The 12,763-nt window shown below is 56.9% G+C and carries 11 protein-coding genes; 4 read left to right on the forward strand and 7 right to left on the reverse strand.

Features of this window, described 5'->3' with window-relative positions:
* Window positions 1-81 precede the first annotated feature (81 nt).
* The 4 genes from JFY74_14400 (at window position 82) to JFY74_14415 (ending at window position 3,879) form a co-directional block, all read left to right on the forward strand.
* Complete coding sequence (locus JFY74_14400; protein ID QQG27284.1) at window positions 82-1,131, forward strand: Fe(3+) ABC transporter substrate-binding protein; 1,050 nt, start codon at window positions 82-84, stop codon at window positions 1,129-1,131.
* Window positions 1,115-2,812, forward strand: coding sequence for an iron ABC transporter permease (locus tag JFY74_14405; protein QQG27285.1), 1,698 nt, complete (start codon window positions 1,115-1,117; stop codon window positions 2,810-2,812). Before JFY74_14400 ends, JFY74_14405 begins: the two co-directional genes overlap by 17 nt.
* A 21-nt stretch (window positions 2,813-2,833) precedes the next feature.
* Window positions 2,834-3,523, forward strand: a complete 690-nt coding sequence (locus tag JFY74_14410) for an ABC transporter ATP-binding protein (GenBank protein QQG27286.1) — start codon at window positions 2,834-2,836, stop codon at window positions 3,521-3,523.
* Window positions 3,524-3,600: 77 nt separating this feature from the next.
* Window positions 3,601-3,879: a type II toxin-antitoxin system ParD family antitoxin gene (locus tag JFY74_14415; protein ID QQG27287.1), complete on the forward strand. Its 279-nt coding sequence runs from the start codon at window positions 3,601-3,603 to the stop codon at window positions 3,877-3,879.
* A gap of 100 nt (window positions 3,880-3,979) precedes the next feature.
* Here JFY74_14415 and iolB read toward each other — a convergent pair whose 3' ends face one another.
* The 7 genes from iolB to JFY74_14450 form a co-directional block, all read right to left on the reverse strand.
* Complete coding sequence (gene iolB, locus JFY74_14420) at window positions 3,980-4,816, reverse strand: 5-deoxy-glucuronate isomerase (GenBank protein QQG27288.1); 837 nt, start codon at window positions 4,814-4,816, stop codon at window positions 3,980-3,982.
* Between the two features lie 87 nt (window positions 4,817-4,903).
* A complete protein-coding gene (gene iolE, locus JFY74_14425; protein ID QQG27289.1) occupies window positions 4,904-5,794 on the reverse strand; it encodes a myo-inosose-2 dehydratase in 891 nt (296 codons plus the stop codon).
* Window positions 5,795-5,827: 33 nt separating this feature from the next.
* Window positions 5,828-7,732, reverse strand: coding sequence for a 5-dehydro-2-deoxygluconokinase (gene iolC / locus JFY74_14430; protein QQG27290.1), 1,905 nt, complete (start codon window positions 7,730-7,732; stop codon window positions 5,828-5,830).
* A gap of 195 nt (window positions 7,733-7,927) precedes the next feature.
* On the reverse strand, window positions 7,928-9,061 hold the full coding sequence (locus tag JFY74_14435) for a Gfo/Idh/MocA family oxidoreductase (protein QQG27291.1): 1,134 nt from the start codon (window positions 9,059-9,061) through the stop codon (window positions 7,928-7,930).
* 40 nt (window positions 9,062-9,101) lie between these two features.
* The gene (locus JFY74_14440; protein QQG27292.1) at window positions 9,102-10,133 is read right to left on the reverse strand and encodes an ABC transporter permease; all 1,032 of its coding nucleotides are present in this window, start codon (window positions 10,131-10,133) and stop codon (window positions 9,102-9,104) included.
* Between the two features lie 12 nt (window positions 10,134-10,145).
* On the reverse strand, window positions 10,146-11,693 hold the full coding sequence (locus tag JFY74_14445; protein QQG27293.1) for a sugar ABC transporter ATP-binding protein: 1,548 nt from the start codon (window positions 11,691-11,693) through the stop codon (window positions 10,146-10,148).
* A gap of 66 nt (window positions 11,694-11,759) precedes the next feature.
* A complete protein-coding gene (locus JFY74_14450; protein ID QQG27294.1) occupies window positions 11,760-12,698 on the reverse strand; it encodes a substrate-binding domain-containing protein in 939 nt (312 codons plus the stop codon).
* Window positions 12,699-12,763 lie beyond the last annotated feature (65 nt).

Consider the following 12,763-nt stretch of genomic DNA (forward strand, 5'->3'; position numbering starts at 1 on the left):
ATATTGTTTTAGTCACCTGCCGAAAATATCTCCTTATTTTATTCAGTTACGCATCACATTCACTCTGGAGAAGATAATAACATGTCAAAAATGCTGTCTGTTCTGCGCAAAAAAGCGCGCCTGCTGACATTAGCGTCATCGCTAATGGTTGCCTATGCCCTGCCTGCTGCTGCCGCAGACGACTCTCTGACGCTTTACACCACGCGTGAACCCGGCCTGATTCAGCCGCTGCTGGATGCGTTCACCAAAGAGACGTCGGTTAAAGTTAATACCGTGTTCATCAAGGACGGCATGCTGGAGCGTGTGAAGGCAGAAGGCCAAAACTCACCGGCTGACCTGCTGATGACCGTTGATGCCGGTAACCTGATCGATCTGGTAGACGCCGGTGTCACACAGCCGATTCAGTCCAGTGCATTAACCGAGGCTATCCCGGCAGCGCTGCGTGACAAAGATAACCAATGGTTTGGTCTGTCGATGCGATCTCGCGTGCTCTATGCAGAAAAATCACTGCCGCTGACCGGCATTACTTACGAAAATCTGGCCGATCCGAAATGGAAAGGCAAAGTGTGTATCCGCGCGGGTCAACACCCTTACAATACCGCACTGGTTGCCGCGATGATTGCCCACCACGGTGAAGCCAAAACCGAAACCTGGCTGCGCGGTGTGAAAGACAATCTGGCGCGTAAAGCCACCGGTGGTGACCGCGACGTTGCGCGCGATATCCTCGGCGGCATCTGCGATGTAGGTCTGGCGAACTCTTATTATGTCGGCCACATGAAGAACGCCAAAGAAGGCACCGACGCCCGCAAATGGGGCGATGCCATCAAAGTCGTTCAGCCTACCTTTGAAAACGGCGGCACACACGTCAATATCAGCGGTGCAGCCGTTGCACGTCACGCGCCGCATAAAGATCAAGCCGTGAAATTGATGGAATATCTGGTCTCCGCGCCGGCTCAGCAGATCTACGCACAGGCAAACTATGAATATCCGGTTCGCAAAGGCGTCACGCTGGATTCCACCATTAGCAGCACGATTGGTGACGTTACTGTGGATAGCATTCCGCTAACCGACATCGTTAAATTCCGTAAACAGGCCAGTCAGTTGGTAGATAAAGTTGGATTCGATCAATAAGACCGGTTCGTCAACCATGCGCGGCGCCTTCGGGCGGCCGCGCCTCTTTTTTTCTCCGCTTCGCATCGCTGCCGTTGTCATTGCTCTCGGCGTACTGGCTCCGCTGGTTTCCCTGCTTTGGCTAGCCGCTGGCGCGGGCGTCGGCCATTGGGATCACCTGATGCGCTACGTGCTGCCCGATGCCGCACTCAACACGCTGATTCTGCTCGTCGGCGTAGGTGTGCTCGTCATGGTGATTGGTGCAGGCTGCGCCTGGCTGGTGACGGCATTTGATTTCCCCGGCAGACAGTTCGTTAGCTGGGCGCTGCTGCTGCCGCTGGCGATGCCAACCTATATTGTCGCTTTTGCCTGGCTCGATCTGCTGCATCCTATAGGGCCGATTCAGGAAGCGATCCGCAGTGTGCTGGGCTATGACAGCCCGCGTCAGTTCCGCCTGCCGGATCTGCGCTCCATGACGGGCGCTATTCTGCTGCTCGGGCTGGTGCTCTATCCGTACGTTTATCTGACGATGCGTGCGATGTTTATCAGCCAGCCCGCACACCTGCTGGAAGCCGCACGCACGCTGGGGTTGAGCGCAACAGGCACCTTCCTGCACGTTGCCCTACCGATGGCGCGCCCTGCGCTGGCCGTTGGCACCAGCCTGGCCTTGCTGGAAACGCTGAATGATATTGGCGCCTCCGAATTCCTTGGGGTCAATACGCTGACCGTGACGGTTTACACCACCTGGGTCACCCGTTCGGATTTACCCGCCGCCGCGCAGATTGCCTGCACGATGCTGACGGTGGTTATCCTGCTGCTGACGCTGGAATATTACGGCCGGAAAAACCAGCGCTACGGCACCAGCCGACAGATGCGTGGCATTCTGCCCGCCCCGCTGAAAGGAGTACGCGCCTGGCTGGCAACCGGTGCGACCGCGTTGCCTATCCTGCTCGGCTTCATCGCCCCCGCCCTCTTTCTGGCATGGGAAAGCGCTAAGCGGCTGGGCGATAGCGTGACGATCTCCGCAGGCCTGATACAGTCATTGCAGAACTCACTTCTGCTGGCCGTTGGCGTCACGCTGGTCGTCACGTTCGTCAGCCTGATTATTGCGTGGTATGCCCGTCATTCCGCCATCGCTGACCGTTCACCGGAACGCCGTCGCACCCTATTGAGAATTGCCTCGCTGGGCTATGCTGTACCCGGTACGGTACTGGCGATTGGCATGCTGACGCCCGGTATGGCGACGGATAATTTTCTCGCTGAATTGATAGGTTATAAGGGATTGCCGCTGCTTTCCGCCGGTATCCTGCTGGTAATCTGCTGCGCCATTCGCTTTATGGCGATTGGGATTGGTGCGCTTGATGCCGGACTGACGCGCATTCCCCCCGTGATGGAACAGGCATCGCGTCTGCTGGGCGAAAGTGAATTCGTCACCTTTTTCCGCGTGCACCTTCCCCTGCTGCGCCCCGCACTGGTGACCAGTGCGCTGCTGGTGTTTGCTGATGCAATGAAAGAGCTCCCCGCTACGCTGCTGCTGCGCCCCGTCAACTTCGAAACATTGGCAACCGTCCTGTATGCCGAAGCCGCCAGAGGCACCTACGAAGAAGGCGCGATTGCCGCACTGCTGATTGTGCTGGCGGGTACGCTCCCCGTTGTCCTGCTGGCTCGCAGCCAGCTAAAAACGTCGGTTGAGAAAGAATGAAAATCATGAGGAAGAGTCAAGGTGTCTGAGGCTACACTCGTTCTGAATAATGTCCACGTCGCCTACGGGCACAAGCATAATGTTCATCATGTGCTGAACGGTTTTTCTATGGAAGTTGCCGCGGGCGAACTGGCCTGCCTGCTGGGGGCATCAGGATGCGGTAAAACCACGGCTTTACGCGCAATTGCGGGTTTTGAGCACCTGACTCAGGGAACGATTCACGTCGGTGGGCGCTGCGTGGCGGGCCCGGCCGTGCATCTGCCGCCGGAACAGCGCAACGTCGGGATGGTGTTTCAGGACTATGCCCTGTTTCCCCACCTGACCGCCGCGCAGAATATTGCCTTTGGCCTGAGAAAACAGCCGAAAGATCTTCAGCAGTCGCGCGTGCGCGCCATGCTTGAACTGGTCGATCTCGTCTCACTGGCACAGCGCTATCCGCATGAAATGTCCGGCGGACAACAGCAGCGTATTGCACTCGCGCGGGCGCTGGCTCCGCAGCCCGCCGTGCTGCTGCTCGATGAACCGCTATCCAGCCTCGATCCCGACAGCCGAAAACGGCTGGGACAGGAAGTACGCGACATCCTGCACAACGCCGGACAAACCGCACTCTTAGTCACACACAGCGAACAGGAAGCCGAGCTAATGGCCAGCCATATTGGCTATTTGAAAGCAGGCAAGCTCGATAATATTTCGGTGAACCGAGACGTCTGATTCAGGTGGTTCACCCCTGACAAGATGGGAAATAATGAGTATGATTAAATCCTATCGGTATGTTAAAGGGGTAGACAATGAGAACAACACAGCAGATGAGTATAACGCTGCCAAATGAAATGGCTGCGCAGGTGAAAGCCCGAGTTGCCCGCGGTGAATACGCGTCAGAAAGTGAGGTTATTCGGGAAGGACTTCGAGCGCTGATTGCACGCGATAATGCAGTAGAGAATTGGCTGCAGGAACAAGTCGTTCCCGCCTGGAACGCGCTGCAACGCGGTGAAACAGAAAGCCTCAGCAGTAGCGACATTAGGAACAGATTAAAAGCCGAGTTCAGGAAGATGACCGGAGAAGAGTAATGGATTACAGGGTGGGGTAACATCCCCCGACATAATAGGTCAGCGGCCTACAGCTTATCTATAAGCCACTGCCCATTCTTATGTTCGTTTGCCAGTATCGCTACACCTTGCCCTGCCTATGCTTATCCGCATACTCGGGACTGTTGATCCACTGGTGATCCGCTTCCCAGGTGAAACGCCACTGGCGCGTCGGGCCTGCCATCACATTCAGATAGTAGCTGTCATAGCCTGCAATGGTGGCAACCGGGTGATAGCCACGCGGCACCTGCACCACGTCCCTATCGTAGACCGCCATACATTCATCTAATGAACGGTCATCGGTATAGACACGTTGCAGGCAGAATCCCTGTTCTGGATTCAAACGATGGTAGTAGGTTTCTTCCAGATAGGTTTCCTGCGGCGGACTGTCGACATCGTGCTTGTGGCTGGGATAAGAGCTGGTGCAGCCTTCATCGGTGTACACTTCGACCACCAACAGGCTGTCGGCCGCTTTGTCCTCCGGCAAAATATTATGCACATAGCGCTGGTTATTGCCGACGCCACGCTGCTCGGCATCGATATCCTGCGGGGCAATCAGCCGGGTCGGATGCGTGCAGAATCCCGGTGCGGCGCAAACCGCCAGCTCCAGCGCCGTGTGTGCCGTCACCGTAATCGTCTCTCCAGACGTGACATAAACCGCATAGGGTTTTCTGCGCTCAAACGGGCTCATTCTGTCGCCAATCTGCTCAAAGCGCTCACCTGGCGTGACCACCGTTGCCTTGCCGCTGACTAGCACCAGACAGCGTTCGTTATCGCTGGCGGGCAGCGATAGCACTTGTTCCGGTGCCAATTGATATACCTCGAACCCCACGTAGCGCCAACCCGCAGTTTCCGGTGTGATGTGCTGCGTCCGTCCGTGTTCGTCAGGGACGCGATGGCGTGATAATAGTCGGGACATCTTTTGCCTCCTTTATCTCCCCCGACTTCAAACTGCCTGCACGTTGATCTACTGGCAGCTTGAAGATGCGGGGGATATCACCACGAATCAGATCAATTCCGCCTGCTGGGCGAAACGTTGCAAGTTATTGTAGCCTAGCGTCGCGTACGTCAGCGGATGCGCGACAGCCGGATCCTGTTCCGCTTCGACTACTAACCATCCGCTGTAGTTATGGGCTTTCAGGATGCTGAACACCGCTGGGTAATCGACACAGCCGTCGCCCGGCACGGTAAAGACGCCGCTCAGCACTGCGTCCAGAAAACTGGTCTTGCGGTTTTTGACGTCTTTCAGCACATCAGGGCGAATATCTTTACAGTGAACGTGATTGATGCGGTGAATCCAGCGCTTCGCCACCGCCACCGGATCGGCACCCGCGAACGTAAAGTGCCCGGTATCCAGCAGCAGCCCGACTTCCGGCCCGGTATGTTCCATCAGATTATCCACATCCTGCGCACTTTCAATCACCGTGCCCATATGGTGATGATAGGCAATCTGCACGCCCTGACTTTGCGTGTAGCGCGCAAATTCAGTCAGCTTTTTACCGTATTCCGGCCAGCGCTCTTCGGGGAAACGCGGGCGCAGATGAACGGGTTTCTGTTGGTCGCCGTGAATCGCGCCCGTGACTTCGGCAAACACCAACACCGTCGCACCGAGATCGCGTAACAGCGCCAGATGTCCCTGCACCGCCTCAATCTCTTCTTCTACTGAACGCGTGAGCAGTTCGCCTGAGTACCAGCCGGAGACTAAGCGCAAGTCGTGCGCTTGCAGGATTGGCCCCAGCACGCTGGCCTGACGCGGGAATTTATTACCTAATTCAAAACCGGTAAAACCGGCCTGCCGTCCTTCACTCAGGCAGGTTTCCAGCGGGGTGTCCGCGCCCAGAGAAGGCAGATCGTCATTGGTCCAGGTGAGTGGATTAATACCAAGTTGAACAGTCATGTTATGTCCCTTATTCAAACACAGAGGAATGGGTTAACCGCGCTGACGCCAAACGGCGATCAGTTGCAGGTAGTTATGTTTAACTTGCTCAATCAATTCGGCGTCATCGATCTCGTTACGCAGCCACTTTTGCGCGGGCTGGGCAAATAGGGTACGGCCGACGGCAAAGCCTTTCACAATCGGGAAACCCACGGCGGCGCTGAAGCCTTGTTGTAACGTTTCCAGCGGCGCATCCAGCCCCAGAATGACCACGCCCCGACAGTAGGGATCGCGCTGTGCCAGCAGCGGCGTAAGCTGTTCCCAACCTTCGGAGGACAGTGGCGGCAGTTTCCACCAGTCTGGCCGCACGCCGAGGTTGTAGAAGCGTTGAATCGCACGTAGATAAAGCGCATCGCTGTGCGGCATCCCCGCGGGCAGAATGACTTCGAGCAGCAGTTCATGGCCGGATTGACGACAGGCCTGATAGACCTCTATCACCTTCATTTCCTGCTCGCGCCGCAGCGCGTGGGCATCTTCTGGGTGGAAGAACACCAGGCATTTCACCACGTGCTCTAGCGGCCAGCTCACCAGCTGTGAGCCAATATTGCCGCGCTCCATCATTAACGGGCGCGATCCCGGTAGCTCAATCGGTCGGCCAATCCACCAGCCTTTTCCGGTGATGTCGTTCAGCGCATCCTGCCCGAACGTGCCGTCACACAGCAGACCGGCTTTACCTTCCAGCCCCGCCTGTTGTGCCGCGTCATAGCTGGCACGCAGAATCAGCTTTTTCAGTGCCGGAATACGGCTGATTTCCGTACCGCAGTTCAGCGCCATGTCTTCCAGTTGGCTACGGTGATCGAACGCGATCACGCACAGTTCATGCCACTGTTTACGCCGTGTCGTAACGCGATGCAGATGGTTAAGCTCTTCGTCCAGATCGGGACGCGGCACGCTAGCCGCCCGTGCTAAATAGTTATCCAGTTCGATCTTGCTTGGCATCGCTGGCGCACAGCCGTGGCGTGACACCACCAGCGCGCCGCAGGCATTGGCGTACGCACAGGCTTTCTCCCAGCCTTCACCGTTGAGATAGCCACGCAGCAGGCCGGACATAAACGCATCGCCCGCCCCCAGCACGTTCAGCACATCCACGCGCACGCCTTTGATCGTGATGCCTTTATCCAGATGGTCGGGAATCGAATCGCTAAACACCGAGCAGCCCAGCGCCCCGCGTTTGCACACCAGCTCCGCCTGCGTGTGCTGCCGCACCGTGCGCAGCGCCTGCAAGGTATCCGTGCTGCCGCCCGCAATATGGAACTCTTCCTCGGTGCCGACAATCACATCGAACAGCGACAGCACCTGCTGCAACTGCTCCGTGACCACCTGCGCTTCAACAAAACGCGTTTCGCCATCGCCCAGCGACGTCAGCCCCCACAGCACCGGACGGTAGTCGATATCCAGCGCCGTTTTCACCCCGTTGCGCCGCGCGTATTGCAGCGCCGTCAGCACCGCTTCACGCGTGTTAGGGTGGGAAAGATGCGTGCCGGTAATCGCCAGACAGCGTGACGACGCGATGTAATCCTCGGTGAAATCCTCCGACGAGATCGCCATATCAGCGCAGTTGTCGCGGTAGAAAATCAGTGGAAAGGTATCACGATCTTTGATGCCCAATAGCACCAGCGCCGTCAGACGTTCCTTATCGGTAATCAAATGGCTGGTATCGCAACCGACCTGATTCAGCTCTTCACGCAGGAAGCGCCCCATATGTTCGTCGCCCACCCGCGCCAACATAGAAGAACGCAGCCCCTGTCGTGCCGTGCCGTAAGCCACGTTGCCGGACGACCCACCCAGATACTTGGCAAAACTGCCCATATCTTCCAGACGCGCGCCGATTTGCTGCCCGTACAGATCGACAGCAACGCGCCCCATGCAAATCACATCAAACGTCTTTTCCTTACTCATAGCGGCCAATCCTGTAAAAAAGTCGCGTAAAAAAGCCTTATATACCCTAAATAATTCGAGTTTCAGGCAGGCGGCAAGCGAAGGAATCCCGATGAGCTTACTTGAGTAAGTGATTCGGGTGACTGAACGCGGCCAACGCACATGCAACTTGAAGTATGACGGGTATAAAAAGAAGAAATCACGTCAGCTGGCGTATTAGCCCACCTCGTCCACATTCACCCAACGCGCCGTTTCGTGTGACTGCACGATCGCATCCAGAACTCGCGAGACTTTCCAGCCCTCTTCGAAATCCGGCCACATGGGGACGTCAGCCGCAATACCGTCGATCAGATCGCGCACCTCTACCGTTTTCTGATCGTTAAAGCCAATACCGTGTCCGGCGCTGGCGCAGAAGGCCGCATAGTCAGGATGCTGCGGCCCGGTCAGCAGCGTTTTGAATCCCTGCCGGTTCTCTGGATCGTCATGCCGATAGAGTTTCAGCTCTGCCATACGTTCCTGCGTGAAACTCAGCGTGCCTTTGGTGCCAGTGACCACGTAGGTCAGGCCCATTTTGCGGCCGCAGGCAATGCGTGAGGTTTCAATCACGCCGCGTGCGCCACTGACAAACCGCACCATCGCATGCGCCTGATCTTCATTCTCCACCTGCACCTGCTCGCTGCTGCCCGGTGCCGTTGGACGCTGCGTAATCACCGTTTGCAAATCGCCGCAGACGCTGGCGATATCGCCCACCAGATACTGCGCCATGTTGACGATATGCGCCGCCAGATCCCCCAGCGCCCCCAGCCCTGCCGTTTCTTTAAAACAGTGCCAGTCGGCGGGTTTATTCGGATCGGCCAGATAATCTTCGTTATGCGTGCCGTAAAAATGCACCACTTCGCCAATCTCGCCGCTGGCGATAATCTCTTTGGCCAGCTGTGAGGTCGGGTTCTTCATGTAGTTGAAGCCCACCAGCGTTTTCACACCGGCCTGCTGCGCGGCATCGACCATTTCTCGGGCATCACGCGCGTTCAGCGCCAGCGGTTTTTCCGAGTAAACGTGCTTGCCGTGCTGGATAGCCGCCATCGCCATCGTTTTATGCAGAAAATTCGGCGCGCAGATATCCACTACGTCAATGTCTGGGTCCGCCACCAGCGCACGCCAGTCCCCCGTTGAGCGCTGGAAGCCAAACTCCTGTGCCCGTTTGGCCGCCAGTTCCGGCGACACTTCTGCCAGCATCGCCTTCACCAGATTGCCTTTCAGCGGGAAGACCGTCGGCGCCTGCGCGTAGGCGATGGCATGCGCACGACCGATATAGCCGGTGCCGATTAACCCAATGCGTACATCCTTCATATCCACCTCGGTGCGAAAAAAGAGTCGGTACAGGTGCGGCTTAGATAGCGCCGCGACGGCTCTTGGCGTAGGTGTCGAACGCCACGGCCAGCACGATAATTAACCCAGTGATAATCTGCTGGTAGTAAGCCGATACGTTCATCAACACCAGTCCGTTAATCAGGATCCCCATGATGATCGAGCCGATAATCGTGCCGCTAATCCGGCCGTAGCCGCCCATCAGCGATGTACCGCCAATGACCACCGAGGCGATAACGCGCAGCTCGAAGGTGATCCCCGCGACCGCTTCGGCGCTGCCGAGACGGGCGCTGAGAATAAAGCCCGCTAGCCCAGCCAGACAGCCAATCACGACGTAGACGCTGACCAGTACGCGTTGCACATTCACCCCGGCCAGCCGTGCGGCTTCGGTGTTGCCGCCTATGGCGTACACAAAGCGACCCCAGCGGGTTTTATGCAGCGCGAGATAACCCAGCAAGGCGACCAGCGCGAAGATCCAGATCGGCACCGAAATACCCAGGATCTCGCCTCGTCCCCACCAGCGATAGCCTGGGTCGAAACCGGCAATTGGCGCACCGTCATTCATCACCAGCGTTAACCCGCGCCAGATCGTCATTCCGCCCAGCGTGACAATGAACGGCGGCAGACGCAGTTTGGTGACACCCAACCCATGCAGGAAACCAATGAAGGTGCCCATCGCCAGACAGACGCCCAATGCAACCAGCCAGCTCAAGCCATACCAGGCATCCGGATCGACGGTGGTGAAGTTGTCGCCTTTAATCACCGAGGCGGCGGTGATGGCGCACACCGCCAGAATCGAACCGACGGACAGATCGATCCCGGCTGTCAAAATGACGAACGTCATCCCTACGGCCATGATCCCGTAGATGGAGACTTCGGTCAGGATGTTGGTGATGTTGCGTTCAGACAGGAAATTGCTGTTCTGCGACTGAAAGAAGATCAGCAGCAGAATCATGAAAATAAACACGCCAAAGCGTTCAAAAAAGGCAATCGGGTCAAAACGTCCACGCGGATTGGACGGCGTAATGCTCTTAGAAAGCGGCTGCTGGGACATGCGTCACCTCCGTTATGCTGCGTGTAATGCGTCGTGGCAAATGGCCATCATCGTCATCAGTTTTTCTTCTGTGGCGTCATCGCCATGAATTTCCCCGCTGATCCGCCCTTCGCTGAGCGTGATAATGCGGTCGGAAATCGCCATGATCTCCGGCAGGTCGGAGGAAATCACAATCACGGCGACGCCCCGTTTCGCCATATCGAACAGCACCTGATGCACCTCGGACTTGGTGCCAACATCGATGCCGCGCGTGGGCTCATCCACAATCAATACCTTGGGATTCAGAGCCATACAGCGGGCAAGAATCACTTTTTGCTGGTTACCGCCCGACAGCTTGCGCACTTCCTGCTCGCTGTTCACCATCTTGATGTGCAGCGCCTGACGGTAGGCCTCAATCAGGTCGTCCTCCTTACGGACGTCGACAAACCAACGCCAGCGCATCAGCGACGAGAGATTAGATAGCGAGATGTTTTCCCTGATCGACAACCCCAGCACCGCACCTTCTTTCTTACGGTCTTCCGGCACCAGCGCGATGCCTTGCGATAACGCATGCAGCGGCGTGGAGGGATAATAGGGTTCGTCATCCAGCACAAATTCACCGGTAGAGAACGCGTCGGCACCAAACAGGCAGCGCGCGATTTCCGTACGTCCTGCGCCCACCAGCCCAGCAATACCGAGCACTTCGCCCGCATGCACCTGAAAGCTGATGTCCTTTAGCGCAATGCCGTGCGCATCCAGCGGCGGTTTTTCCCGGCTTAAGCCCTTGACCGCCAGTCGTACCGGCTTATCCTGATGATGCGTTTCCGCAGGCGGACGGCGGTTAAACACCACGTCACGGCCGACCATCAGGCGAATAATCTCCTGCACATTCGTGCTGGCGACATCCCCGGAACCGGTATAGCGGCCGTCCTGAAAGACGGTAAACCGATCGCACAGTTGGAAGACTTCGTGCAGCCGGTGTGTGACATACACCACGCTCACACCGCGCCCTTTCAGCTCGCGCACCACGCGGTGCAGGCTGTCGACTTCGCTGTCGCTCAGCGCCGCCGACGGTTCGTCCATCACAATCAGCTTGGCGTTCAGCGTTAGCGCTCTGGCGATTTCCACCATCTGCTGCTGCGCCACGCTCAAACGCGCGACCTGCGTCGTCGGCGCAATGTTCAATTTCAGATAATCCAGTACCGCTTTCGCCTCGCGATTCACCGCCAGCGCGTCCACGAATACGCTGCTACGCTGCGGCTCACGTCCCAGGAACATGTTCTCCGCCACGCTCATATTTGGCAGCAGATTAAATTCCTGATAAATGGTGATAATCCCCCGCTTTTGGCGCTCAACGGGTGATTCGAGCGGTAATAGCGTCTCGCCACCAAACCAGATATCGCCGCTGGTCTGCGGCTGCGCCCCTGCCAGCGCCTTCAACAGCGTCGATTTGCCCGCGCCGTTTTCTCCCAATAGCGCATGAATCTCTCCCGGCTGTACGGTCAACTGCGCGTTGCTCAGCGCCCAAACGCCGGAGAAACTCTTTGCCAAATTGGTAATGTTCAGTAGGGGTTCCGTCATGTTTACCTTCCTCCGGCAAGGCCGCGCGGACGCGGCCTGCTGAATACCTGTTATGTAGAGAGCGATTTATTTACCCGCTTCGCCAATACGCTCGGCATCGTTCAGGTTATCTTTGGTAATCATGGTCGGTTGGTAGTCGGCCCCAGTGATAGGCGCTTTACTGCGGATGTTATTGGTCAACTGAGTCAACGCAGTGGTCACCGCGTAACCCGGACGTTGATCGGCAGTTACCGCCAACCAGCCGTCGCGTACGCGAGCCAGCGCTTCCGGCACGGCGTCAAAGCCAGTCACCATCACGTCGCCGGGTTTCAGACCTTGCCCTTGTAACGCTTCAATCGCGCCCAGCGCCATGTCGTCGTTTGCTGAGAGGATCACCTGCGGGCGTTTAGGCAGCGAAGGAAACACACTTTCAACGATGCGCATCCCTTCGGAACGCATCCAGTTCCCCGTCTGGTCTGCGACGATGTGGTATTTGCTCCCGCCTGCTTTCAGGCTGTCGCGAATCCCCTGCGTACGTTCGATGTTAGAAGAAGAACCTGGCTGACCGGTCAGCAGAATGATCTCTGCGCCATCTGGGAATTTGGTTTTGACATAGTCGGCAATCGCCTGGCCGCCTTTATAGTTATTGGCCCCAAAGTGCGGCACCGCTTTTTCCGTTTTTACCGAACGATCCAGCGTCACCACCGGTAGTTTGGCATCCTGAATATCGGTAACCGCGCTGGACACCGCGTTGACGTCATTCGGTGACACCACAAAGCCCTGTGCCCCACGCGTAATGGCATTTTCCAAGTCGGCGGCCTGCTTCGGTGAGCTACCCTGCCCATCCAGCACCTGCAAATTCACGCCCAGTTCTTTGGCGGCTTTAACGGCGGTGCGCTGCATGTGTACTTCAAACGGCATAGCGAGATTCGGCGTACTGAAAACGATTTGTTCATTTTGAGCCTGAGCAAAACCAGACAGACCCAGTGCGATGGCGATTGCGGAAACGCTAATGATCTTTTTCATATGTCTTTTCTCTGCTTCTGTAATAGGTATGGGTGTAGGGTTGAAAGCAGGTAAAACGCGATGTG

Source organism: Pectobacterium carotovorum (assembly GCA_016415585.1).
GTDB classification, from domain to species: domain Bacteria; phylum Pseudomonadota; class Gammaproteobacteria; order Enterobacterales; family Enterobacteriaceae; genus Pectobacterium; species Pectobacterium carotovorum_K.

Bases quoted from the DNA above. Each gene is read 5' to 3' on its own strand.
- JFY74_14400 (QQG27284.1), top strand. From the start codon at position 82: ATGTCAAAAATGCTGTCTGTTCTGCGCAAAAAAGCGCGCCTGCTGACA.
- JFY74_14415 (QQG27287.1), top strand. From the start codon at position 3,601: ATGAGAACAACACAGCAGATGAGTATAACGCTGCCAAATGAAATGGCT.
- iolB (QQG27288.1), bottom strand. From the start codon at position 4,816: ATGTCCCGACTATTATCACGCCATCGCGTCCCTGACGAACACGGACGG.
- iolE (QQG27289.1), bottom strand. From the start codon at position 5,794: ATGACTGTTCAACTTGGTATTAATCCACTCACCTGGACCAATGACGAT.
- iolC (QQG27290.1), bottom strand. From the start codon at position 7,732: ATGAGTAAGGAAAAGACGTTTGATGTGATTTGCATGGGGCGCGTTGCT.
- JFY74_14435 (QQG27291.1), bottom strand. From the start codon at position 9,061: ATGAAGGATGTACGCATTGGGTTAATCGGCACCGGCTATATCGGTCGT.
- JFY74_14440 (QQG27292.1), bottom strand. From the start codon at position 10,133: ATGTCCCAGCAGCCGCTTTCTAAGAGCATTACGCCGTCCAATCCGCGT.
- JFY74_14445 (QQG27293.1), bottom strand. From the start codon at position 11,693: ATGACGGAACCCCTACTGAACATTACCAATTTGGCAAAGAGTTTCTCC.
- JFY74_14450 (QQG27294.1), bottom strand. From the start codon at position 12,698: ATGAAAAAGATCATTAGCGTTTCCGCAATCGCCATCGCACTGGGTCTG.